Source organism: Haloplanus ruber, from assembly GCF_024494725.1.
GTDB lineage: Archaea > Halobacteriota > Halobacteria > Halobacteriales > Haloferacaceae > Haloplanus > Haloplanus ruber.
This window is the reverse complement of sequence record NZ_JANHDK010000001.1, coordinates 425,606-448,069: the sequence shown is the minus strand read 5'-3', so window position 1 is coordinate 448,069 and position 22,464 is coordinate 425,606. Positions and strand designations below refer to the sequence as shown.

Sequence of the window (22,464 nt, the reverse complement as noted above, 5' to 3'; positions counted from 1 at the left end):
AGCTTGTTATCGCCGGAGCCGATGGGACAGTTTTTCGGGGGCGGGCCTCCCAGTACCGTCCATGCAGGTCCACACGGTCGGTGACGGGACCCCCGAGGTCGCGGTCGTTGGCGCCGTCCACGGGGACGAACCCTGTGGCGCCCGTGCGATCCAGCGCTTCCTCGAAACCGAACCCGACGTCGACCGCCCGGCGAAGTTGATCGTCGCCAACGAACGCGCCCTAGAGCGGGGCGTCCGGTACGTCGATACGGACCTCAACCGGTGTCTGCCCGGCGACCCCGAGAGCGACCAGTACGAGGAGCGCCTCGCCGCCGAACTCATGACCGAAGTCCAGGACTGTCTCGCACTCGGCATCCACTCGACGGTCTCCTACGACCGCCCGTTCGCCAACGTGGCGTATCTGAACGAGCGAAAACGCGACGCCGTGGCCCACCTGCCCGTCGACGCCGTTGTCGATTTCACCGTCGTCGCCGACGGCCGCTCGGTCGAACTGCCCGGATTCGTCGATATCGAGGCGGGCCACCAAGGCTCGGCCGCGGCCGCCGACAACGCCTACGACTGTCTGGTGGCCTTTCTCCGGGCCACGGATGTCCTCCCTGGCGAACCGCCCGCGCCCGACCCCGACTTCTACGAGGTGACCGATCCCGTCTACAAGGAACCCGGCCGAGCCTACCGGTTCCTCGGCGAGAACTTCGAGCGCGTTCCCGCCGGCGAACCGTTTGCCACCGTCGACGGCGACGACCTGACGGCCGACGAGGAGTTCTGTCCCGTCCTCATGTCCAGCGACGGCCACGACGTCCTCCTCGGCTACCGCTCGACTCACCGGGGCAGGCTGTCGACGCTCCCCGTCCCGGGCGACGACGCGGAGTCGATGGCCGACGGAGCGACCGACGACTAGCCGGCGACGAACGCCGGTCCGAAGCCGTCGATGGTCGACCGCGTCGCGAGTACAGCGGCTAGAGGTAGCCTTCGATGTGGTCCGCGACCTCTTCGGGCGTATCGCCGACGGGAACGCCGGCGTCGTTGAGCGCGTTGATCTTGCTCTCGGCCGTCCCGGTGCCGCTCCCGGAGACGATGGCGCCGGCGTGGCCCATGCGCTTGCCCGGCGGGGCCGTCCGCCCGGCGATGAAGGCCGCCACGGGCGTGTCCATTTGCGTGGCGATATACTCCGCGGCTTCCTCCTCGTCTTCGCCACCGATCTCACCGCACATGGCGACCGCCTCAGTCTCCGGATCGGCCTCGAAGAGTTCGAGAGCGTCGATGAAGGAGGTGCCGATGATAGGGTCGCCGCCGATGCCGATTGCGGTCGTCTGCCCAATGCCGCGGTTGGTCAGGTTGTCGACCACCTGGTAGGTGAGCGTCCCCGACCGGGAGACGAGACCGACGTTCCCCGAAGCGAAGATGTTGCCGGGGAGAATGCCGAGTTTCGCCTCGCCGGGCGTGATGACGCCCGGACAGTTCGGGCCGACGAGGTGCGTATCCGTCTCCGAGAGTCGACGGTTCACCGTCGCCATGTCCTGGGTCGGGATGCCCTCGGTGATAGCGACGACGAGGTCGAGCGAGGTGTCGAGGGCCTCGAACAGCGCGTCGGCGGCGAAGGCAGGCGGAACGAAGACCACGGAGGCGTCCGCGTCCTCCTGCCGGACGGCCTCGTGGACGGTGTCGTAGACGGGAACGCCGGCGACCTCTTGACCGCCTTTGCCGGGCACCGCGCCGGCGACGACGTTCGTGCCGTACTCGATCATCTGCTCGGCGTGGAACTTGCCTTCCCCGCCGGTGATCCCCTGTACGACCACGCGGGTGTCGGCGTCGACCAAGACGCTCATGACTGCACCTCCTCGGCGTTGGCGACCGCACGCTGGACGGCGTCCTCCAGTGTCTCCTCGACCTGGACGAGGCTGGTGTCGAGAATCTCCATCCCTTCGCTCGCGTTGGTCCCGGCGAGACGGACCACGACGGGCTTTGGAATCTCGTCGAACTGCGAGAGCGCGTCGTTGATACCGCGGGCCACCTCGTCGCCGCGGGTGATGCCACCGAAGATGTTGAACACGACGGAGTCGACGTTGGGGTCGGAGAACACCATATCGAGGGCGTTGGTGACGCGTTCGGCCTTGGCGCCACCGCCGATGTCGAGGAAGTTCGCGGGGTCACCGCCGTAGTGGTCGACGAGATCGAGTGTCGCCATGACGAGGCCGGCGCCGTTGCCGATGATGCCGACGTTGCCCGAGAGGCGAACGTAGTCGAAGCCGTATTCGCCGGCCTTGCGTTCGAGGTCGTCGGTGTACGACTCCTCTTCCATGTCCGCGAGGTCGGGGTGGCGAAAGAGCGCGTCGTCGTCGACGTTCAAGACGGCGTCCGCGGCGACGACGTCGCCGCCGTCGGTCACCATCAGCGGATTGATCTCGGCCTCGCTGGCGTCCTTGCTCTCCCAGAGGTCGTACAACGTCTCCAGGACGCTTGCGACGGCGCGGGACACATCGCGTGGCACCCCTGCCTCGTAGACGGCCTTGCGAGCCTGATAGGGGTGCATCCCGAACGCGGGATCGACCCCCTCGCGGGCGATGGCCTCGGGCGTCTCCTCGGCGACCGACTCGATATCGACGCCACCCTCGGAGGAGACCATCGCGACGGGTTCGCCCTCGCCACGGTCCATCGTCACACCGAGATAGAGTTCGTTCACGAAGTCGACGGCCGACTCGACGAGAACGCGGTCGACGTGATAGCCCTTGAGATCCATCCCCAAGATGGCGTCCGCGGCCTCGCGGAGTTCGTCGTCGTCGGTCGCGATTTCGATGCCGCCGGCCTTTCCGCGGCCGCCGACGTGGACCTGTGCCTTGACCGCGACCGGGTAACCGAGCGCCGCCCCGGCGTCAACCACCTCGTCGACGCTCGTCGCGAGCCGGGAGTCGGGCGTCGGAATCCCGGCGTCGGCGAAGATACCCTTCGCCTGATACTCGTGGAGTCTCATGTCGAATCGTTCCGAGGTACCGGCGAATGGGAGTTAGTAGTATCGGTCGGAGCGAACTGTCACTCGGCGTCGTCGCCAGGGTCGAGAATCGAGACGGCACAATAGAGGGCCACGGCGGCCCGTACGACGTGGGCTGTGTCTTCGGCGACCGCTGTGTCGAGTGAGATTGACGCCGTGGCGGACGGGTTCTGAACGCAAGATCGGTCGATACGCCTCTCACGACCACGGGACCAGTCGGGGCGCGTGGCGGGCGTTTAATGCCTTTCCCGGTCGACGATGGGGACGTGACCGACGCCGCTTTCGACGCCTTCGACCACGAGTCGCACATGCAGCGGACCTTCGAACTCGCCCGCGAGGCCGCCGACCGGGGCGACGAACCGTTCGGCAGCGTCCTCGTCCGCGACGATGAAGTCGTCATGGCCGACTCGAACCGAATCGTCACGGAAGACGACATTCGCCGCCACCCCGAACTCCATCTCGCCTACCGCGCGTGCCGGGAACTCGACCCCGCGGACCGCGCGGAGACGGTCATGTACACGAGCACCGAACCGTGCCCGATGTGTGCCGGCGGGATGGTGCGGGCGGGGTTCGGCCGCGTCGTCTACAGCGTCGGGGGCGACGAAATCGGGGCGTTCACGGGGGATAGTCCGTCAGTCCGCTCGGCGGACGTACTCGATGGCGTCACCGACGTCGTCGGCCCCGTCCTGAACGACGAGGGGCGCCGGGTCCACGAGGAGTTCGACTGGTGACGGCGGGACGGTGAATCGAGGACAGCGTGGCTTTATTCGGGCGGTCCACGTACGCCGGTTCATGCGCGCAGTCCGATACCACGAGTACGGCGGCCCCGAGGTACTGCAAGTCGAGGAGATCGACCGGCCCGAACCGGCCGCCGACGAGGTCCTGATCGAGGTGGCGGCGGCGGGTGTCAACCCCGTGGACACCTACTTTCGCGAGGGTGCCTACGAGCCATTCACCCTGCCGATGGTCACGGGCGTCGACGCCGCGGGTGAGGCCGCCTCGGTCGGCGACGACGTCGCGGGCATCGACGCCGGCGATGCCGTGGTCGCCACCGGCCTGAACAAGGACCACTACGGTACCTGCGCGGAGTACGTCGCGGTCCCGACCGACCGCGTCGTCGAACTTCCAGCCGGCGCCGACCTCGTCGCCGCGGGCGGGGCGGGGGTTGCCGCTGTGACCGCCTGGCGGGCGCTGATCGACCACGCCAGCCTCGAACCCGCCGAGACGGCGCTGATCCACGGCGGAAGCGGCGGGGTGGGCCACGCGGCCGTCCAACTCGCCGCCGCAACCGGGGCGCGTGTCGTCACCACCGCCGCGCCCGCGTACCACGACCACCTCGACGCCCTCGGAGCCGACGCCGTCCTCGACTACGCCCGCGACGACCTGCGGGAAGCCGTCGTCGAGGCGAGCGCAGGTGGCCCGGACGTGATCCTCGATCACCGCCTCGATGACTACCTCCAGTTCGACGCCGACGTGGCCGATCACGGCGCTCGGATCGTCGGCATCGGCGAGAACGACCCTGCGGCCGGCTTCACGAACGACGGCGCCGCCCGCGGGAAGGAACTCACCTTCCAGTTTATGAGCATGTACAACACGCCGACGTTGCGTCCGCGACTCGAACGGGTCGCGACCCTGCTCGGTGAGGGTGACCTCGACATCGACGTGGCCCGCACCTACGACCTGGATGAGGTGGCCCAAGCCCAGCGCGACGTCCTGCACGACAGCTTCCTCGGAAAGCTCGTCGTCACACCCTGAGTCGATCCACGGGCGAGCGCCACCACCCGCGGGCTTTTGAGCCTCGGTACCGAATCACAAGTATGTCCGTATCCTTCGACTTCTCGGACCGGGTCGTGTTGGTGACGGGTGCGAGTGGCGCCCTCGGCAGCGCCGTCGCGGCGGCCTTTGCCGACGCCGGGGCGACGGTCTGTGGCGCCGACCTGGTCGCGCCCGACGACGAGGACGCACTGATCGATCCGACGGCTATCGACTTCTACGAGGGCGACTTCACCGACGAGTCGGACGTCGCGAGCGTCGTCGAGGCAGTCGTCGACGCCCACGGCGGCCTGGATCACCTCTGTCCCATCGCGGGGACGTGGCGGGGCGGAACGCCGCTCCACGAGACGGACGCCGAGACCGTCGAATTCCTGCTCGACGTGAATCTGAAGACGATGTTTCTGGCGTCGAAACACGCGCTCCCACACCTGCGCGAGCGCGAAGGGACTCTAGTAAGTGTCGCGTCGCGGTCGTCGCTCTCGGGCGGCGAGGGCGACGGTCCCTACCGCGCCTCGAAGGCCGGAGTGCGCCTCCTGACCGAGACGGTCGCCGCCGAAAACGCCGGTGTCGTGCGAGCGAACGCGGTCATGCCGAGTGTCATCGACACGCCGGCGAACCGCGAGGCGATGCCCGACGCCGACCACGACGCCTGGGTCGACCCCGCGACCATCGCGCGAACGGTGCTCTCGCTCTCCTCGGAGGCGACGGCGGCGACCAGCGGCGCGGCGGTCCCGGTCTACGGCGAGGCCTGAGGCCTCCGGCCCGGCGCCCCAACACCACGGCGGTCGTCGCGGCGGATCGTGATCCTTTTTTTCCGTCGTGGTGGATGCCGGAGCATGTCACAGCGAGAAACGTGGGCGACGCGGGTCGGCTTTATCATCGCGGCCGTCGGAAGCGCCGTCGGTCTCGGTAACGTCTGGCAGTTCCCGTTCCAGACGGGCGCAAACGGGGGCGCCGCCTTCATCGTCGTCTACCTGGCCGCCGTCTTCGTGATCGGCTTTCCCGCCATGCTTGCGGAGTTCGTGATCGGTCGCCGCGCCGAACGAAACCCAATCGACGCCTTCGCCCGTCTCGGCCACCGAGACTGGCGTGTCGTCGGCGCCATCGGCACCATCTCGGCGTTCTGGATCCTCTCCTTTTACAGCGTCGTCGGCGGGTGGGTGATCCGGTACATCGTCGGGAGTGCCACCGGGGCGTACTTCTCCGGGTCCGAAGCGTACTTCGGAGCCATCTCCGCCGGCCCCGAGGCGATTGGCCTGCACGCTCTCTTCATGGCACTGACCGTCGGCGTCGTCGCCTTCGGCGTCACCGACGGCATCGAGCGGTCGACGAAGTTGATGGTGCCGAGCATCGTCGTCCTACTCGGCGGTCTCGCCATCTGGGCCGCGACCCTCGACGGCGGCGGCGCCGGCTACGCCTACTACCTCTCGCCCGACATAGACACCCTCGTGGCGAACATCGGGAGCATCCTCCCGGCGGCGGTGGGCCAGGCCTTCTTCACCCTCTCGCTCGGGATGGGTGCGATGCTCACCTACGCCTCCTATCTCGGCCGCGACGACTCGCTGCCGGCCGACGGCGCGACCATCGTCGTCCTCAACACGTTCGTCGGCCTGCTGGCGGGGCTGGTCGTCTTCCCCATCCTCTTCTCGCTGGGTATCGATCCCGGGAGCGGTGGTCTCGGTGCCGCCTTCATCACCCTCGCCGGTGCCTTCGCACAGTTGCCCGCCGGACGCCTCCTCGGAGTCGTCTTCTTCGTCGTCCTCCTGCTCGCGGCGCTCTCCTCCGCGATCAGTCTGCTCGAAGTCGTCACCGCTTACCTCGTCGACAACACCGACCGCTCGCGCTCGACGCTGGCGGTGGGCCTCGGGGCCGCAATCTTCGTGCTCGGCGTTCCCAGCGCGTTCGGGCTGTCGATCCTCGCGTGGTACAACGCTATCGCCTACAACCTCCTGCTGCCCCTGTCGGTGTTTTGCCTACTCATCTTCGTCGGCTGGGTGGACGCCGCCGACGCCGTCACCGAACTCCGTCGGGGCACCGGCCTGAGCGAGGGTGGCGCCACCGCCTGGCTCTGGTTCGTCCGCACCGTCGTCCCCCTGGGTGTCCTGGTGACGCTGCTTCTGGGCCTGCAGTCGCTGGCGGTCCGGGCGGGACTGATCGCCGAGGCTATCGTCTAACTCTCGGACCGCTGACGACTCCCGACTCGAAACCCACTTTACGGGGATTCACCCACCGTTTGCTAATGGCACGAGAGACGTGGGGTACGCGCACAGGCTTCATCCTGGCCGCCGCGGGGAGCGCGGTCGGGCTGGGGAACATCTGGCGGTTCCCTTGGATGACCGCCGAGAACGGCGGTAGCGCCTTCTTGCTCGTCTATCTAGTCATCGTCCTCGCTGTCGGCGTGCCGGGACTGCTCGGGGAGTTCGTCATCGGTCGCCGGGCGCGGCGCAATCCCATGGGCGCGCTGGGCGACCTCTCTGGATCGCGACGCTGGGCCGCCGTCGGCGGTGTCTCCGCGATAACCGGCGTCGCACTCCTCTCGTTTTACAGCGTCGTCGGCGGGTGGATCCTGCGATACCTGCTGGTCTCGTTGACCGGTCCCGTCACCGGCGGGACAGCCTACCTCGCCAATCCGGGAGCGTACTTCGAGACGATTTCTTTCGGCGTCGAAGCTGCCGGCTTTCACCTTCTCTTTCTCTCGCTCACCGGTCTGATCGTCCTCGGTGGCGTCCGTCGAGGGATCGAACTCGGAACGAAGGTGATGATGCCTGCGGTGCTCGCGCTCCTCGTCGGGATGGCCGCTTGGGTGTCGACACGGACAGGGGCCGGCGCCGGCTACGACTTCTTTCTCACCTTCGACCTCGCGACCATTCGGGCGGACTTCTTCTCGATCCTCGGGCCTGCGGCTGGGCAGGCGCTCTTTACTCTCTCGGTCGGCGCGGGAACCATGATCACCTACGCCTCCTATCTCGACGAGGATCGGTCGCTTCCCTTCGACGGGTCGGTCATCGCCCTCCTCAACACGGGCGTGGGCGTCCTCGCCGGCCTCGTTGTCTTCCCGCTGCTTTTCTCTCAGGGGATCGACCCAGGGAGTGGCGGCCCCGGGGCGCTGTTCGTCGGCATCGCCGGAGCGTTCGCCCAGTTGCCCGGGGGCGAACTTCTCGCGATCCTGTTTTTCGGCGTCGTCGCCTTCGCTGCGCTGTCGAGTTCGATTAGCATGCTGGAGATTCCGGTCGCCGTCCTCGTCGACGAGGTGGGATGGTCACGGCGACGGGCGGTCGGGGCATTGCTCGCCCTCATCGCGACAACCGGGACGATCACCGCCTTCCAGCCCGGACTCTTCGACTTCGTCGCCGGAACGCTGGTCGATCTGCTGCTCACCGGCGGGTTGATCGCCTTCCTGCTGTTCGCGGGGTGGGTGCTCGGCCGCGACGCGGTCGCCGAGTACGCGACCGGCGCGGGGCCGCTGGCGACCCGCTTTGGCACCCCCTGGCTGCTCGCTGTCGGCGTCGCCATCCCTCTCTTTCTGGTCTTTACCCTTCTGACGACGTTCGGCGTCGACGCCCGAATCGGCTTCTGGCCGACCGTCGGGGCCGCCGTCGTGGTCGTCGGCGCCGGGATTGCGCTCATCGGCCTCCGGCGCGGGCGCGCGGCGGTGTGACGGCGGCGGAATCCTTTTGCCGCCGGTCGAACCTTGTTGTGGACGATGATAGGTGGTGGGCCATGACCATGGACGAGCGGATCGAGGAACTCCGCGAGAAGCGGGAGCGGGCGCTCCTCGGCGGGGGCCAAGACCGGATCGACTCCCAGCACTCGAAGGGGAAGATGACCGCCCGCGAGCGGATCGACTACTTCCTCGACGACGGCACCTTCCGGGAGTTCGACCAGTTCCGAACCCACCGAACCCACAAGTTCGGCATGGAGGAAAAACAACTGCCGGGCGACGGCGTCGTCACCGGCTACGGTGACGTGAACGGGCGCAAGACCTTCGTCTTCGCCCACGACTTCACCGTCTTCGGCGGATCACTCGGCGAGGTGATGGCCGAGAAAATCTGTAAGGTGATGGATAAGGCGATGGACGTCGGTGCGCCTATCGTCGGCCTCAACGACTCCGCGGGCGCCCGCATCCAAGAGGGGGTCCGCAGCCTCGCCGGCTTCACCGACATCTTTCACCGAAACCAGCAAGCTAGCGGCGTCGTCCCCCAAATTTCGGGCATTATGGGTCCGTGCGCCGGCGGCGCGGTGTACTCTCCCGCCATCACCGACTTTGTCTTCATGGTGAAAGACACGAGTCACATGTTCATCACCGGGCCGGACGTGATCAAGACCGTCACCGGCGAGGAGGTCACGTTCGAGGAACTCGGCGGGGCGGTCACCCACGCCTCGGAGACGGGGGTCGCTCACGGCGCCTTCGAGGACGAGGAGACGGCTCTCGATAACATCCGTCGCCTGCTCTCTTACCTCCCTCAGAACAACGTCGAGGACCCGCCGCGGCTCGACCCCTGGGACGATCCGGATCGTCCGGCCGACGAGCTGACCGACGTGGTGCCGGACGAGCCACAGAAACCCTACGACATGACGGACGTGATCGACGCCGTCGTCGACGAGGGCTCGTTCTTCGAGATCCACGGCGACTGGGCACGCAACGTGGTCGTCGGGTTTGGCCGCCTCGATGGACGCTCGGTCGGCGTCGTCGCTAACCAGCCCCGGTCGAACGCCGGCACCCTCACCGTCGACGCCAGCATGAAGGCCTCGCGGTTCGTCCGCTTCTGTGACGCGTTCAACGTCCCCATCCTCACGCTCGTCGACGTCCCTGGTTATATGCCGGGGACCGACCAGGAACACCGGGGGATCATTCGCCACGGCGCGAAACTCCTCTATGCCTACTCCGAGGCGACGGTCCCGCTGTTGACCGTCATCACGCGGAAAGCCTACGGCGGCGCCTACTGTGTCATGGCGTCGAAACACCTGGGCGCCGACGTCAACTACGCGTGGCCGACCTCCGAACTCGCGGTCATGGGACCGGAGGGCGCCGTGAACATCCTGTACAGCGACGAACTCGACCACGCGGACGACCCGGAGGCTCGCCGGCAGGACCTCGTCGCGGAGTATCGCGAGGAGTTCGCCAACCCCTACACCGCCGCCGACCGCGGGTTCATCGACGACGTGATCGAACCGCAGGACACCCGTCGTCGCCTGATCGACGACCTAGAGATGCTCACGACCAAGCGCGTCTCGAACCCGGAGAAAAAACACGGCAACATCCCGATCTGAGATGGACGGACTCGACATCCCCGACGACGCCGACGACGCCGAAGCCGCGGCCATCGCGGCTGCGGTCGGTGCCCACGTGCGTGACGGCGAACGTGCCGCGGCGGCGGCCGCCGCGGCGCCAACCGAGGAGCGGTGGAACGGGCGCCGCTGGGTCTTCGCCGGTCGGATCGAGAGCCTCCAGGGTCGGTCGGTTCGAATCCCCGACGGCGTGCCGACCGACGACTGGACGGCTGCGGGGCGCACCGACCGACTCTGAGCAAAGATTTTTCGGTTGACACGTTTTGCCTAAGAGACGGTCCAACGCGGTCCAATACGCATATACGGACGCCGTCCAAAAACTGGCCTCGTGAGCGACGAACGCGGGAGCATCGACGACGGGCAGATCGGAGGTCCCGTCGGACTCCTCGCCACGCAGCCACAGAAGGGGTGGCTCACGGGGAGGTTGGGGACACGATTCGGCGGCCTGTCGGTCGCGTGGCGTCGCCGTCTGGGCAGCGGCGTCGTCGCCGGTATCGGGCTACTGCTCGTCTCCGTCCCCGTCAATCACCTGTTCCGTCACGGACTCTCTATCGAGGGGCTACTGGGCGACCTAGTGCCGCTGGTGTTCGGCGCCACGCTGGTGGCGGCCGGCGTCTGGCTCCGATGGGGAAGCGACGACGAAACTGCGCCCACGGTGACCGCATTCTGGGTCCTCGCCGGCCTCGTCGGTTCCGGTCTCGTATCGCTGTACATCCTCTCTCTGCACATGAGCCACGGCCACATCGTCGAATCGCCGTGGTTCCTGGCGTACGACATCGCCGCCACGGGTGCCGTGGCCGGACTGCTGGTCAGCCGGTACGACCTGCGGGCCCGGAGTCGTCACCGCCGGTTGAGTGAGCGAGAACGCCAGTTCCGGGCGGTGTTCGAGGGAACGCTCGACGCCCTCGTCGTCACCGACGACGGCGGCCGGTACGTGGCCGTGAACCCCGCGGCCGCCGACCTGTTCGGCCTCGACCGGTCGGAGCTGATCGGCAAGCAGGTCTCGGATTTCACGCCCGATGACGCCGACGTCGACGAGCAGTGGTCGTCGTTTCTCGACGATGGACGTCAGCGCGGCGAGTTCGACCTCGTCCGCGCGGACGGCGAGGTTCGAACCGTCGCCTTCGCCGCCACCGCGAACGTCCTGCCGGGGCGTCATCTCTCGGCGCTGCGGGACGTGACCGAGCGAACCCGCCGCAAACAGGAACTCGGCCAGGAGCGCGCCCGCGTCGAGTTCCTGAACCGACTGCTCAGACACAACATCCTCAACGGCATGAACCTCGTGCTGGCGAAACTCGACGCGCTGTCCCGAGAGGTTCCCGACGACCGATGTGACGACGTGGACGTGGCCCGCCACCGGAGCGAGGAAATCGTCGACCTCGTCCAGACGGCACGACGACTGGCGAACGACGTGACCCACGAACCCACGGAGCAAGCAATCTCCGTCGTCGACCCGCTCTCGGCGGCCGTCTCCAACGTCCGGGAGACGTACCCGCAGGCGGCCGTCGAGTGGTCCCCGCCCGAGGGAATCCCTCAGGTCCACGCCGACGACATGCTGGAGACGGTGTTCGATCACCTCCTGACGAACGCGGTCGAACACAACGACGCCGGATCGATCAGCGTGACCGTCGACGTCGAGGCGGACGCAGAGACGGTCACGGTGCGCGTCGCCGACGACGGGGTCGGCATTCCCCCCGAACGGCGTGGGGAGCTATTCGACGGCGGCGGCTTTTCGCACGCCCGCGACTGGGGCGGATTCGGCCTCTCCATCGTCGACGTGCTCGTCGACAAGTACGGTGGGTGCGTTCGGGTGATGGACAACGAGCCGAGCGGCGTGGTCTTCGCCGTGGAGCTTCGGCGGGCCGAGTGACCGACAGTGGCGACGAGCGGTCGATCCGTGGCCCCCGTTCGACGGACTCGTCGCTACGGGCTGTGTCTCTAGCGACGTACAGCCGACAGTATTAGGCCTGAGCGGCCGCGCCAGCCTTCTTGCGCGTGATGTAGCCCGCGATCCGGTTGCGAACGCCCTTCGATTCGACGTTCGTCAGCTTGGAGACGCTGTCCTTGTTGGTCTCGAAGTCGGTGTTGAACGCTTCCGGATATCGCTCCAGGAGGAGCCCGCCGAGCTGTTTGACGTATTTGGGTTTGATGGCCATACGGACAGTTGTGCTACTGGGCCACTAAAGCGATTCGTTCCGCCGCGCACGCCAGTCGGTCAGTTCGTCGATCCGGTCGAAGGCTTCACGCTCTGCCGGCCCGCCACACCGCTCGACCGTCTCCGCGAAGTACGCTAGGCGGTCGAGCAGGGCGTCGGTGTCGTACGCTGGCACGTCGAGGCGCGAGGCCGCCACTGTCGCGTCGATGACGGCGTAGAACCCGCGGTTGATCGTCGGTACCCGTCGCTCCCGAACCGTCGCCTCGGCCGGCGTGAGCGCCCAGCGTACCCACTCGGTGCCGCCTTCTTCCCCCTCGTCGAGGCGTTCGGCGGTCACCTCGACCCACGCCGCCGCCCCGTCCCGAACCGGCTCGTCCGTCTCGGTCACGTCGAGGGCAGCGGCGACGAACTCGCGAGGGTCGGTCGTGAACTGGACGACGCCACCACCCCGCCGCTCGAAGTTGCCACGGGTTCGCGTGTGACCCCACGTCGTCGCAGTCACGGGGTCGTCCGCCTCCTCGGGCGCGTGGAGGCCGAGGGCCGCCTGATTCCAGCGCTCGTTGGGGCCGAGCGTCGCCACCACCGACTCGGTGACCCCCGCGAGGTCGGCCGGCCAGCCGTCGGTGGCGGTCACACCGGCACCCCCCGTTCGAGCGCGACGAAGGCCGCCGCCGCGGTGAGATCGGCGGTCGTCCCGGGGTTGATCCCCTCGGCGCGGAACTGCGCGGCCAGATCCTCGGCGGCGTCGAGGTCACCGCGGACGGCCGCGGCCCGTCGGCTCACCGCTGCGGCCGTCTCGGAGCCGTGTTCGGTGGCCACGAGTGTGTCCGGCCGCTCGGCCAACAGGTCGAGGAAGGCGCGGGCCAGACGGTCGGTGACCGGCCCCGTATCGTCGCGGACGGCGGTGGCGGCCGCGAAGGTCCGCTCGAAGCCTCCCGTCCACTCCGCGGCGTTGCCGTCGCGGTCCGCGCTCGTGGCCATCACGTCCGCGAGCGTCACCCCCTGCTCTCTGATCGCCGGTTCCGCGTCGGCACCCTGGCGCACGTCGAGGGCCGTCGCGTCCGGCGGCGGGTCGTCGACCGCCACGTCGACGTGTTCGAACGCGCGATAGAAGGCGACGGCGTCGTCGACAGTTGTCGCGTCGACGACAGCGTCGACGCCCGCGGGCGAGAGTCGATCCGTCGAGGCGGCCCGGACCAGCGGGACGAGCAAGAGGAGGCAGCCGAACTGCGTGTTGTCGCCGTCCTGCTGGCTCATGCCCTGGACCGCACGCTCGAAGGCGTCGCCGAGCGGGCGGTCGGGATCGGCCGCCGCGCCGAGACCGGGGCGGGCGCCCACGGCACCCGCGAGGAAGTGTTCGAACCGGAGGTCCGCGTGGTCCCGACGACGGTCGACGTTGCCCGGCTTGGGCGTACTCGCCACCTCCAGCAACAGGGCGAGTTCGGCGTGATCGACCGGTGACATCCCGGGCCGGGGGTGCGCCGCCGACCGAGCCGCGTCGGTCACTCCAAGACCCTCCCGTCGCGGCGGTCGGCCGTCGGTGGCTCGGCGGCCCGGCGGTCCCAGTCGTCGACGGCGCGGGCGACCCGCCGAAGCACCGCCGGGTCGTCGCTCGGCCGGCCGACGCTGACGCCGTCGGCGCCGTAGGCGAGGTACTCCCACGCCGTTTCCCGATCACGGACGCCGTTGTTGGCGAGGACGCGAGTGTCAGGCGTCACGGCGGCGACGTCGGCGACGACAGGTTCGCTGTCCATGGCGTCGACGTGGACGATATCGGCCCCTGCGGCGGCGACCCGTCTGGCGGTCGCCGGCAGGTCGACGCCGTCGATCTCGGTGCGCACCTTGACGCTCACGGTCGCGCCCGTCTCGGCCGCGGCGGCGACGTAGCGGGCGAGGCGGTCGGCGTCGCGAAGTAACGTCTCGCCACAGCCGGCGGCACACAGTTCCGCCTGCCGGCAGTGGGCGTTGATCTCGACGACCGCGTCGTGGCGGGCACAGACGGTCGCGGCGGCCCGGATCGGGTCGACAGTCGCACTCCGGACGTTCAGCCCGGGACGGATCGGCGCGCCCGCCAGCGCGGCGAGTTGGGCGTCGGCGAACGAGAGCGGGTCGTCGGGGAGAAACTCCTCGCGGCCGCGGGCAACCAAGTCGCGAGCGGCCGCACGGCTCTCCGCGTCGAGGGCGAGGCCGCCGAGGAAGGCGAGGTCGGCGAAGGGTGCGCCGTGTCGCGCCCACGCCGCGTCGGCGGCGCCGCTGAGGCTGGCGAGAGCGAGCATCAGGTCACCTCCGCGAGCGCCGACGCGACGGCGCCGACGACGCGTTCGGCGTCCGCCGCGTCGTCGATCCGGGTGTCGGTGCGGACGACCGGGCGGTCGAGAGCCGTGCCGTCGTCGGTGTCGAGGACGAAGGCGTCGACGAAGGGGTAGGCGTCGGCGACGCCGGCGGTCGAGGGTTCGCGGCCGACACCGCGCATGAGGTCGTCGGCCGGCCCGGAGAAGACGCGGTCCTCGATGAAAGGCGAGACGGCGACGACCGGCGCGTCGGCGAGGGCATCCTCGACACCGGGGAGCGCGCGGATCGGCCCGACACTGGTGACCGGGTTCGAGGGGCCGATCACGACCGGGTCGTCGAGCGCCGCACGGACCGCGGCGGTGGGTGCGGCGTCGGCGGCGCCCCGGAACTCGACGTCCTCGACCGCGGGGGCGGCACGGCGTGCCACCCAGTACTCCTGGAAGTGCATCGCGCCGTCCTCAGTGTGGACGATGGTGGCGACGGGGTCGTCGCTCATCGGCAGGAGGTCGACCGTGAGGTCGAAGGCGTCGGCGAGACGGCGGGTCACCGCGGTCAGGGACACCCCCTCGTCCAGCAGGCTGGTACGGGTGAGGTGGACCGCCCGATCACGGTCACCAATCTCCATGAATTCGGCGACCCCCGAGAACCGCCGCCAGCGGGCGAGCCGTCGACCGGCAGTCTGTCGATCAGGCGGAAGATACCGCGGACCGTCTGGAAGGTCGGCGGCGTCGGCGATTCGCGCGAGTTCGTCGTGGGTCGCGGTCGTATCACCGTCAATGCCCCACCACCGCTCGCGGTCGAGGACCCCCCCGCCACCGAAGAGGACGGTGTCGAGGTCGGGACAGACCAGCAGACCGCCGAGTTCCACGTCGTCGCCGGTGTTGGCGACGACCGTGACCGTCTCGGGATCGAAGGCGGCGCCCACGCCGTCGAGGAGTTTGGGCGTGCCCGTCCCGCCGGCGAGAAACGTGACCATGCGCGCCGTAGCGGACGGGCGGCTTTGTGCCTTTGGGGTCGGGAAGCCCGTTCGGTCACGCGCCACGCTTAGGACCCCTCCGACCGAAGACCAACCTATGGGCGATATCGAGGTACTCCGCGACGACGTATCGCTCGACGACCCGACGCTCGTCGAGGGACTACCGGGGGTCGGTCTCGTGGGCAAACTCGCCACCGACCACCTCGCGGAGACGTTCGAGATGGTACATTACGCGAACGTCCACTGCGAGGGGTTGCCGCCGGTGGCGACCTACGAGGGCGACGACCGCGAACTGGTGACGCCCGTTCGACTGTACGCCGACCAAGAGCGTGAGCTGCTGGCCCTCCGAAGCGACGTGCCGGTCACGCCGCCGGCCGCCCTGGAGTTCGCCGAGTGCCTGTCGGCGTGGGACGGCGGCGGCGGGACACACGTCTACCTGAGCGGCATCGGCCGGAAACGTGAGGAAGGGACGACACCCGCGATGTACGGCGTCGGCACCGCGGGCGGGAGCGACAGCCTCGCGGCCGTAGGAATCGAGTCCCCCGAGGAGTCGGGGCTGGTGTCGGGGCCGACGGGGGCGCTCCTGAATCACGCGGTGCGGACCGACCGGACGGCCGTCGGACTGATCGTGGAGGCGACACCCCAGTTCCCGGACCCGGAAGCGGCCGCCCACCTGCTTCAGGAGGGGATCGGACCGCTGGTGGGGACGACGGTGCCAGTCGCGGAGTTGACCGACCGCGCGGCGGAGATCAGGAGTGCCAAACGGCGGCTGGCCCGACAGATGCAGGAGGCCGACGAGACGAGTTCGCAGGCGCGGCCGCTCGGGATGTATCAGTGAGCGCGTTCTGCAAGCCTTAAGCGACCCGAGGCGTTTCCTTCGACCATGCAAGAGGATGCGGCGGACGGAACGACGACCGACGGCGACGCCCCCGACGCGGACGACGGCGAGGACGAGACGACCAGCCTCGCTGACCGCGTCGCCGAGTACGACGCCGACCTCGGCGCGGCCGTCGAGGACCTCGAAGCACGGATCGAGGGCCTCGAAGCGGAACTGGAGGCTGAACGGGACCGTGCCGAGGACCTGGAGTCACGACTGAAGCGCAAGCAGGCCGACTTCCAGAACTACAAGAAGCGCACCGAGGAGCAAAAAGAGCAGCTCAAGGAGCGTGCGACGGAGGATTTCGTGGCCCGCGTGGTCCCGGTGCGTGACGACCTGGTCAGAGCGCTCGAACAGGACGACGACGTCGACATCCGAGACGGCGTGGAGTCGACGCTGGCGTCGCTCGACCGGGTCCTCGAATCGGAGAACGTGGCGGCCATCGAGCCCTCGGCCGGCGACGAGGTCGACCCGGTCCGCCACGAGGTGATGATGAAAGTCGAGAGCGACGAACCCGAAGGGACTATCGCCGACGTGTTCCGCCCGGGCTACGAGATGGCGGGATCGGTCATCCAAGAAGCACAGGTGACGGTCAGCGACGACTCGGCGTAACGCGGCCGGGGCGGTCCCGGTGGATTGCAGTTCTACATAAATGGTGTTGGTAACGACCCACGCGCAACCGTCGAATCGGGAGACGGGAGCGGCCCGGTTCGGACGACGAATTCGGGCCGTCTAGTAACCTTTAACCGAACTAAACCGGTAATCACGGACAAGATGGCGAGCAACAAAATTCTGGGCATCGACCTCGGGACCACGAACAGCGCGTTCGCGGTCATGGAGGGCGGCGATCCGGAGATCATCGTAAACGGCGAGGGTGATCGGACGACACCCTCCGTCGTCGCGTTCACCGACGACGAGCGACTCGTCGGGAAGCCGGCGAAAAATCAGGCCGTCCAGAACCCCGAGCGCACGATCCAGTCGATCAAGCGCCACATGGGTGAGGAGGACTACACCGTCGAGATCGACGACGACGAGTACACACCCGAGCAGATCTCGGCGATGACCCTCCAGAAGATCAAACGCGACGCCGAGGAGTACCTCGGCGACGACGTCAAAAAGGCGGTCATCACGGTGCCGGCGTACTTCAACGACCGGCAGCGCCAGGCGACCAAGGACGCCGGCGAGATCGCCGGCTTCGAGGTCGAGCGCATCGTCAACGAGCCGACAGCGGCCTCGATGGCCTACGGTCTCGACGACGAGTCCGACCAGACCGTCCTCGTGTTCGACCTGGGTGGCGGGACCTTCGACGTGTCCGTCCTCGATCTGGGTGGCGGCGTCTACGAGGTCGTCGCGACCAACGGGGACAACGACCTCGGGGGCGACGACTGGGACGAGGCGATCATCGACCATCTCGCCGAGGAGTTCGAGAGCAACCACGGGATCGACCTCCGCGAGGACCGCCAGGCCCTCCAGCGGCTGAACGACGCCGCCGAGGAGGCCAAGGTTGAACTCTCCTCGCGCAAGGAGACGGAGATCAACCTTCCCTTCATCACCGCGACCGACGACGGCCCGATCCACCTCGAAACGTCGCTCACCCGCGCGAAGTTCGAGTCGCTGACGGGCGACCTGCTGGAGCGGACGGTCGAGCCAACCGAACAGGCACTGGCGGACGCCGGCTACTCGAAAGGCGACATCGACGAGGTCATCCTCGTCGGCGGGTCGACGCGGATGCCGCAGGTCCAAGAGAAGGTCGAGGACCTCGTCGGTCAGGAGCCGAAGAAAAACGTCAACCCCGACGAGGCGGTCGCGCTGGGCGCGGCCATCCAGGGCGGCGTTCTCGGCGGCGAGGTCGACGACATCGTCCTGCTGGACGTGACGCCCCTGTCGCTGGGGATCGAGGTCAAGGGTGGTCTGTTCGAGCGTCTGATCGAGAAAAACACCACCATCCCGACCGAGGAGTCGAAGATCTTCACCACCGCGGCGGACAACCAGACGATGGTGCAGGTGCGGGTCTTCCAGGGTGAACGCGAGATCGCCGAGGAGAACGAACTGCTCGGCGAGTTCCAGCTGACCGGCATCCCGCCGGCGCCCGCGGGAACGCCCCAGATCGAGGTTGGCTTCAACATCGACGAGAACGGCATCGTCAACGTCGAGGCTGAAGACAAAGGCTCGGGCAACGCCGAGTCCATCACCATCGAGGGCGGTGCCGGTCTCTCCGACGAGCAGATCGAGCAGATGCAGGAAGAGGCCGAGGAACACGCCGAGGAGGACCAGCAGCGCCGTGAGCGGATCGAGGCCCGCAACGACGCCGAGAGTTCGATCCAGCGCGCCGAGACGCTCCTCGAGGAAAACGAAGAGGAGATCGACGACGAGATCCGAGGGTCCGTCGAGGACGCCATCGCGGACGTCGAGGAGACCCTCGACGACGAGGACGCGACGGCCGACGAACTGCAGGACGTGACGGAGGCGCTGTCCGAGGAACTCCAAGAGATCGGCAAGCAGATGTACCAAGAGCAGGCCCAACAGGCACAGGCCGGCGCCGGCGGTGCAGGCGCTGGCATGGGCGGTGCGGGTGCCGGTCCCGGCGCAGGTGCCGGTCCCGGCCCGGACGCCGGTGCCGACGACGAGTACGTCGACGCCGACTTCGAGGAGAAAGACGACGAGGACGAGGAGTAGTCCCCGAGCCGCGTTTTTGAAATAGGTAGGGACGATACGGATGGATAACTGATGACAGAGGATTTCTACGACGTGCTCGGCGTATCCCGGGACGCCTCAGAGGAGGACATCCAGGCGGCGTACCGCAAGAAGGCCTCGGAGTACCACCCGGACGTGAGCGACGACCCCGACGCCGAGGAGAAGTTCAAGCAGATACAGAAGGCAAAGGAGGTGCTCACCGACGAAGAGAAGCGGCAGGCCTACGACCAGATGGGTCACGAGCGCTTCGAACAGGCCGAAAAGCGCGGCGGCTTCGACGGTGGCGCAGGTGGCGGCGCCGGCGCCGGTGGCGGCAACCCCTTCGGCGGCGCGGGTGGCGGCGCCGGCGGCTTCGAAGATATCTTCGAGCAGTTCTTCGGTGGCGGCCGCGGCGGCGGTGGCGGCGGCGACCGACCCCGGCAGGGACAGGACCTCCGCACGTCCCTCGAACTCGACCTCGAGGAGGCGTTCGAGGGTGTGGAACGAGAGTTCACCGTCACGCGGCCGTCGCGGTGTTCCGACTGTGGCGGCGAGGGTCACCCGCCGGACGCCGACACGCGGACGTGTCCCAACTGCGACGGTCGCGGGCAGGTCACGCAGGTGCAACAGACGCCGTTCGGGCGAGTCCAACAGACGGGGACCTGTCGCCGGTGTGGCGGCGATGGCTCTCTCTACAGCGAGACGTGTTCGACCTGTAGCGGCGAGGGGCAGATCCGCGAGGAGTCGACGCTCTCGGTCGACATCCCGGCCGGCATCCGCGACGGGCAGACCCTCCGGATGGAGGGTGAGGGCGCACCGGGACAGAACCGCGGGCCGAACGGCGACCTGCTGATCGAGGTGTCGGTCGCCGACCACCCGGACTTCGAACGCGACGGCGACGATCTCCGCTATCAGCATCCCATCTCCTTCCCGCAGGCGACCTTCGGTGACACCGTCGAGGTGCCCACCATCGACAGCAGCGTCGAGATGGACGTTCCCGCGGGCACCCAGAGCGGCGAGACGTTCCGCCTGAAGGGGAAGGGCATGCCGCGACTCCGGCGGCGGGGCCGTGGCGACCTCTACGTACAGGTGCAGGTCGTGACACCCGACGACCTGAACGAGGAACAACGCGAGGCGCTCAAAGCGTTCGCCGAGGCCGGCGGCGAGGAGGTCGACGTGACGGAAGGCTTCTTCGAGCGGATCAAGAGCAGTTTCTGATGTGCGTCCTCGGTGATCTGGTCGGCCGCGACCGGCGAAGCGACCGGGTCGCGTTGCGTGTCGTGACCCGGGACCGCGCGGTGAGCTACCGCGATTTCTGCACGACGGCGTGGAAGGCCGGCCACGCACTCAGCCATCTGGGCGTCCACGAGGGGGCACGGGTGGCGCTCGCGCCCGATCCGGCGCCACCGGTCGTCGAGACGCTGTTCGGAGCGGCGCTGCTCGGCGCCCCCGTCACGTTCGATGTCGACGCCGACGCACGGGTCGTGATGGGCCACGTCGACCGAGAGACCGAACTCGACGTCGACGGGCGGAAGGTTCTCGTCTACGGCGGGGCGCCGGCGGCGACGACGACGACCCATTGGGAGAAGGTCGTCTGGAGCGAGAACCCTGCGATGCCCCCCGGCGAGCGGTCACCGGACGATCCGGCGTTGATCCGCGGAGAGCGGACGTGGTCACACCGCGACCTGTCGACGCGGGCCGAGACTGTCGTCGACGCGGCAGGGCTGGACGACGAGACGGCCGTCGCGCTTCGGGCGTCGCTCGCCGATCCGCGGGCGGTGATCGCGGGCGTGATCGCCCCGTTGCTCGCAGGCGGGACAGTCGTCCTCCCCGGACCGGAGACGGCGGCGCCGGTGGCGGTGAGCGACACCGAGGTCCCCGAGGCCCGCCACATCGCCCTTGACTCGGTGTGAGACGCGGGTGAGGAGGTCGATCACCGACGCCTCGGAGTCACGACCAACGTCACCGGGCACCATACCTTTATATCCAAAGATCATGTCGGATGGGAGTATCGATGTCAACACGACAGCGGGTACAATCGTTCGGTCGCTCGATGGCCGACTGGTCGGAGCGGTGGGTCCCGAGTCCGTTCCTGTTCGCGGTGATCCTGACGCTGATTGCGTACGTCGCCGCAATTGCGCTTACACCCGACGGTCCCTATCAGAACATCCAGAACTGGTACGACGGCTTCTGGACGCTGTTGACCTTCGCGATGCAGATGGTGCTGATTCTGGTCACGGGCTACGCCGTCGCCGACTCCGATTTCGTCAGTAGCTATCTGGATCGACTCGCGGCGGTGCCGGACACGAACACCCAGGCAGCGGCGCTCGTGGCGGCCGTCGCGTTGCTCTTTGGCTACTTCCACTGGGGCATCGGCCTCATCGTCGGGGCCATCTTCGCCATCTTCGTGGCGCGGGCGGGCCACGAACGAGGCAAGACGTTCCACTATCCCATCCTCTGTGCGGCGGGCTACACGAGTCAGACCATCTGGCACGTCGGCCCGTCGACGAGCGCAGGGCTGCTGTCGGCGACAGACGGTCACCCCTTCCAGGACGTCATCGGCATTGTCCCGCTCAACGAGAGTGTGTTCACGATTTACGCGTTTGGCATCGCCGTCCTGGTGTTTGTGACGGTCGTCCCAGTGCTGGCGTTTCTCGCCCCCGACGAGAAGGACGCGACCGGCATCGAGGAGTACGCACCGGAACTCCTCCGCGGCGACGACCCCGAGGAGGCCGTCTCGGACGGCGGGACGACGGCCACGGCGAACGCCCCCCGGTCACCGGCGGATCGGATCAACGACAGTCGGGCCGTCGCCTACCTCATCGGCATCGGGATGATGGTGTACGTGATCAACTACTTCGTCAACGCCGGCGGCATCGGCGAAGCGCTCGACCTCAACGTGTTCAACTTCACCTTCATCGCACTCGGGCTGTTCTTACACAAGACGCCGGCGGCGTACATGGAGACGATCCGTGACGCGACCGAGGGTGCGGCCGGAATCATCCTACAGTTTCCCTTCTACGCGGGGATTCTGGGAATCATCAGCAACTCCGGGCTCTCCGATCTGATCGCCGAGGGGCTGCTCGCGGTGGCGACACCGCAGACGTTTCCGGTAATCGCGTGGCTGCTCGGTGGGTTGATGAATCTGTTCGTCCCCAGCGGGGGCGGGGAGTGGGGCATCATCGGCGGCGTCGTCGGGAGTGCGGCGGTCGAACTCGGCGTGGCGCCGGGGAAGGCCATCGTCGCCTACGGCGTGGGCGACATGTGGACGAACATGTTCCAGCCGTTCTGGGCCATCCCGCTGTTGGGATTGACACAGGTTCGCGCGCGGGACATCCTCGGTTACACCATCGTCGTCATGCTGGTGTTGCTTCCGGTGTTCGCGGTCGGACTCTACTTCCTGCCGTACTGACCGGCAAATCCTTTTAGTTCGCCGCTCACTA

General features: G+C 68.0%; 23 protein-coding genes. 16 read left to right on the top strand and 7 right to left on the bottom strand.

The features are described from left to right. Window positions 1–61: 61 nt before the first annotated feature. Entirely contained in the window at window positions 62–898 is an 837-nt protein-coding gene (locus NO878_RS02375) for a M14 family metallopeptidase (RefSeq protein ID WP_256404358.1), read from the top strand. Window positions 899–956: 58 nt separating this feature from the next. On the opposite strand, the gene sucD is transcribed toward NO878_RS02375, so the two are convergent. Together sucD and sucC are read right to left on the bottom strand one after the other, a co-directional pair. Beyond that, on the bottom strand, window positions 957–1,826 hold the full coding sequence (gene sucD / locus NO878_RS02370) for a succinate--CoA ligase subunit alpha (RefSeq protein ID WP_256404357.1): 870 nt from the start codon (window positions 1,824–1,826) through the stop codon (window positions 957–959). Beyond that, complete coding sequence (sucC, locus tag NO878_RS02365) at window positions 1,823–2,968, bottom strand: ADP-forming succinate--CoA ligase subunit beta (protein ID WP_256404356.1); 1,146 nt, start codon at window positions 2,966–2,968, stop codon at window positions 1,823–1,825. The genes sucD and sucC overlap by 4 nt, the downstream gene beginning before the upstream one ends. Before the next feature lie 26 nt (window positions 2,969–2,994). On the opposite strand from sucC, the gene NO878_RS02360 reads away from it, so the two are divergent. The 9 genes from NO878_RS02360 to NO878_RS02320 all read left to right on the top strand — a co-directional run bounded on the left by NO878_RS02360 (window position 2,995) and on the right by NO878_RS02320 (window position 11,918). Next, a complete protein-coding gene (locus NO878_RS02360) occupies window positions 2,995–3,132 on the top strand; it encodes a hypothetical protein (protein ID WP_256404355.1) in 138 nt (45 codons plus the stop codon). Window positions 3,133–3,225: 93 nt separating this feature from the next. Beyond that, window positions 3,226–3,717: a nucleoside deaminase gene (locus NO878_RS02355; RefSeq protein ID WP_256404354.1), complete on the top strand. Its 492-nt coding sequence runs from the start codon at window positions 3,226–3,228 to the stop codon at window positions 3,715–3,717. A 61-nt stretch (window positions 3,718–3,778) separates the two neighbouring features. Continuing rightward, a complete protein-coding gene (locus NO878_RS02350) occupies window positions 3,779–4,741 on the top strand; it encodes an NADPH:quinone reductase (RefSeq protein WP_256404353.1) in 963 nt (320 codons plus the stop codon). Between the two features lie 62 nt (window positions 4,742–4,803). Further along, complete coding sequence (locus NO878_RS02345; protein WP_256404352.1) at window positions 4,804–5,511, top strand: SDR family NAD(P)-dependent oxidoreductase; 708 nt, start codon at window positions 4,804–4,806, stop codon at window positions 5,509–5,511. Window positions 5,512–5,595: 84 nt separating this feature from the next. Next, window positions 5,596–6,933, top strand: a complete 1,338-nt coding sequence (locus NO878_RS02340) for a sodium-dependent transporter (RefSeq protein ID WP_256404351.1) — start codon at window positions 5,596–5,598, stop codon at window positions 6,931–6,933. 65 nt (window positions 6,934–6,998) lie between these two features. Further along, window positions 6,999–8,417, top strand: coding sequence for a sodium-dependent transporter (locus NO878_RS02335; protein ID WP_256404350.1), 1,419 nt, complete (start codon window positions 6,999–7,001; stop codon window positions 8,415–8,417). A 62-nt stretch (window positions 8,418–8,479) separates the two neighbouring features. Continuing rightward, window positions 8,480–10,030, top strand: coding sequence for an acyl-CoA carboxylase subunit beta (locus NO878_RS02330; RefSeq protein WP_379823798.1), 1,551 nt, complete (start codon window positions 8,480–8,482; stop codon window positions 10,028–10,030). Window position 10,031: 1 nt separating this feature from the next. Beyond that, window positions 10,032–10,286, top strand: a complete 255-nt coding sequence (locus NO878_RS02325; RefSeq protein ID WP_256404349.1) for a DUF8022 family protein — start codon at window positions 10,032–10,034, stop codon at window positions 10,284–10,286. 90 nt (window positions 10,287–10,376) lie between these two features. After that, on the top strand, window positions 10,377–11,918 hold the full coding sequence (locus NO878_RS02320) for an ATP-binding protein (protein WP_256404348.1): 1,542 nt from the start codon (window positions 10,377–10,379) through the stop codon (window positions 11,916–11,918). A 91-nt stretch (window positions 11,919–12,009) separates the two neighbouring features. Here the strand turns inward: NO878_RS02320 and NO878_RS02315 are convergent, their stop codons facing one another. From NO878_RS02315 to cofD, 5 genes are read right to left on the bottom strand one after another with little or no spacing between them, the layout of a single operon-like run. After that, window positions 12,010–12,204 carry a 30S ribosomal protein S17e gene (locus NO878_RS02315; RefSeq protein ID WP_256404347.1) on the bottom strand — a complete coding sequence of 65 codons (195 nt, stop codon included), beginning with the start codon at window positions 12,202–12,204 and terminating at the stop codon, window positions 12,010–12,012. A 24-nt stretch (window positions 12,205–12,228) separates the two neighbouring features. Then, on the bottom strand, window positions 12,229–12,837 hold the full coding sequence (locus tag NO878_RS02310) for a DUF447 domain-containing protein (protein WP_256404346.1): 609 nt from the start codon (window positions 12,835–12,837) through the stop codon (window positions 12,229–12,231). After that, window positions 12,834–13,667, bottom strand: coding sequence for a triphosphoribosyl-dephospho-CoA synthase (locus tag NO878_RS02305; RefSeq protein WP_256405450.1), 834 nt, complete (start codon window positions 13,665–13,667; stop codon window positions 12,834–12,836). The genes NO878_RS02310 and NO878_RS02305 overlap by 4 nt, the downstream gene beginning before the upstream one ends. Window positions 13,668–13,705: 38 nt before the next feature. After that, window positions 13,706–14,479, bottom strand: coding sequence for a tRNA-dihydrouridine synthase (locus NO878_RS02300; protein ID WP_256404345.1), 774 nt, complete (start codon window positions 14,477–14,479; stop codon window positions 13,706–13,708). Further along, the gene (gene cofD / locus NO878_RS02295) at window positions 14,479–15,471 is read right to left on the bottom strand and encodes a 2-phospho-L-lactate transferase (RefSeq protein ID WP_256404344.1); all 993 of its coding nucleotides are present in this window, start codon (window positions 15,469–15,471) and stop codon (window positions 14,479–14,481) included. Before cofD ends, NO878_RS02300 begins: the two co-directional genes overlap by 1 nt. A gap of 97 nt (window positions 15,472–15,568) precedes the next feature. Here cofD and NO878_RS02290 point away from each other — a divergent pair, with 97 nt between their 5' ends. The 6 genes from NO878_RS02290 (at window position 15,569) to NO878_RS02265 (ending at window position 22,433) form a co-directional block, all read left to right on the top strand. Then, window positions 15,569–16,309, top strand: coding sequence for a proteasome assembly chaperone family protein (locus NO878_RS02290; RefSeq protein ID WP_256404343.1), 741 nt, complete (start codon window positions 15,569–15,571; stop codon window positions 16,307–16,309). Between the two features lie 45 nt (window positions 16,310–16,354). Further along, complete coding sequence (locus tag NO878_RS02285) at window positions 16,355–16,960, top strand: nucleotide exchange factor GrpE (RefSeq protein WP_256404342.1); 606 nt, start codon at window positions 16,355–16,357, stop codon at window positions 16,958–16,960. A 162-nt stretch (window positions 16,961–17,122) separates the two neighbouring features. Next, a complete protein-coding gene (gene dnaK, locus NO878_RS02280; protein WP_256404341.1) occupies window positions 17,123–19,024 on the top strand; it encodes a molecular chaperone DnaK in 1,902 nt (633 codons plus the stop codon). Window positions 19,025–19,075: 51 nt separating this feature from the next. Then, complete coding sequence (gene dnaJ / locus NO878_RS02275; protein ID WP_256404340.1) at window positions 19,076–20,239, top strand: molecular chaperone DnaJ; 1,164 nt, start codon at window positions 19,076–19,078, stop codon at window positions 20,237–20,239. Next, window positions 20,239–20,934 carry a long-chain fatty acid--CoA ligase gene (locus NO878_RS02270; protein WP_256404339.1) on the top strand — a complete coding sequence of 232 codons (696 nt, stop codon included), beginning with the start codon at window positions 20,239–20,241 and terminating at the stop codon, window positions 20,932–20,934. The genes dnaJ and NO878_RS02270 overlap by 1 nt, the downstream gene beginning before the upstream one ends. Window positions 20,935–21,035: 101 nt before the next feature. Next, the gene (locus NO878_RS02265; protein ID WP_256404338.1) at window positions 21,036–22,433 is read left to right on the top strand and encodes a short-chain fatty acid transporter; all 1,398 of its coding nucleotides are present in this window, start codon (window positions 21,036–21,038) and stop codon (window positions 22,431–22,433) included. Window positions 22,434–22,464 lie beyond the last annotated feature (31 nt).

Bases quoted from the DNA above. Each gene is read 5' to 3' on its own strand.
- NO878_RS02290 (WP_256404343.1), top strand. From the start codon at position 15,569: ATGGGCGATATCGAGGTACTCCGCGACGACGTATCGCTCGACGACCCG.
- NO878_RS02300 (WP_256404345.1), bottom strand. From the start codon at position 14,479: ATGCTCGCTCTCGCCAGCCTCAGCGGCGCCGCCGACGCGGCGTGGGCG.
- NO878_RS02325 (WP_256404349.1), top strand. From the start codon at position 10,032: ATGGACGGACTCGACATCCCCGACGACGCCGACGACGCCGAAGCCGCG.
- dnaJ (WP_256404340.1), top strand. From the start codon at position 19,076: ATGACAGAGGATTTCTACGACGTGCTCGGCGTATCCCGGGACGCCTCA.
- cofD (WP_256404344.1), bottom strand. From the start codon at position 15,471: ATGGTCACGTTTCTCGCCGGCGGGACGGGCACGCCCAAACTCCTCGAC.
- NO878_RS02345 (WP_256404352.1), top strand. From the start codon at position 4,804: ATGTCCGTATCCTTCGACTTCTCGGACCGGGTCGTGTTGGTGACGGGT.
- NO878_RS02360 (WP_256404355.1), top strand. From the start codon at position 2,995: ATGGGAGTTAGTAGTATCGGTCGGAGCGAACTGTCACTCGGCGTCGTC.
- NO878_RS02350 (WP_256404353.1), top strand. From the start codon at position 3,779: ATGCGCGCAGTCCGATACCACGAGTACGGCGGCCCCGAGGTACTGCAA.
- NO878_RS02265 (WP_256404338.1), top strand. From the start codon at position 21,036: ATGTCAACACGACAGCGGGTACAATCGTTCGGTCGCTCGATGGCCGAC.
- NO878_RS02305 (WP_256405450.1), bottom strand. From the start codon at position 13,667: ATGTCACCGGTCGATCACGCCGAACTCGCCCTGTTGCTGGAGGTGGCG.
- NO878_RS02270 (WP_256404339.1), top strand. From the start codon at position 20,239: ATGTGCGTCCTCGGTGATCTGGTCGGCCGCGACCGGCGAAGCGACCGG.
- sucD (WP_256404357.1), bottom strand. From the start codon at position 1,826: ATGAGCGTCTTGGTCGACGCCGACACCCGCGTGGTCGTACAGGGGATC.
- NO878_RS02375 (WP_256404358.1), top strand. From the start codon at position 62: ATGCAGGTCCACACGGTCGGTGACGGGACCCCCGAGGTCGCGGTCGTT.
- dnaK (WP_256404341.1), top strand. From the start codon at position 17,123: ATGGCGAGCAACAAAATTCTGGGCATCGACCTCGGGACCACGAACAGC.
- sucC (WP_256404356.1), bottom strand. From the start codon at position 2,968: ATGAGACTCCACGAGTATCAGGCGAAGGGTATCTTCGCCGACGCCGGG.
- NO878_RS02315 (WP_256404347.1), bottom strand. From the start codon at position 12,204: ATGGCCATCAAACCCAAATACGTCAAACAGCTCGGCGGGCTCCTCCTG.
- NO878_RS02330 (WP_379823798.1), top strand. From the start codon at position 8,480: ATGACCATGGACGAGCGGATCGAGGAACTCCGCGAGAAGCGGGAGCGG.
- NO878_RS02285 (WP_256404342.1), top strand. From the start codon at position 16,355: ATGCAAGAGGATGCGGCGGACGGAACGACGACCGACGGCGACGCCCCC.
- NO878_RS02340 (WP_256404351.1), top strand. From the start codon at position 5,596: ATGTCACAGCGAGAAACGTGGGCGACGCGGGTCGGCTTTATCATCGCG.
- NO878_RS02335 (WP_256404350.1), top strand. From the start codon at position 6,999: ATGGCACGAGAGACGTGGGGTACGCGCACAGGCTTCATCCTGGCCGCC.
- NO878_RS02355 (WP_256404354.1), top strand. From the start codon at position 3,226: ATGCCTTTCCCGGTCGACGATGGGGACGTGACCGACGCCGCTTTCGAC.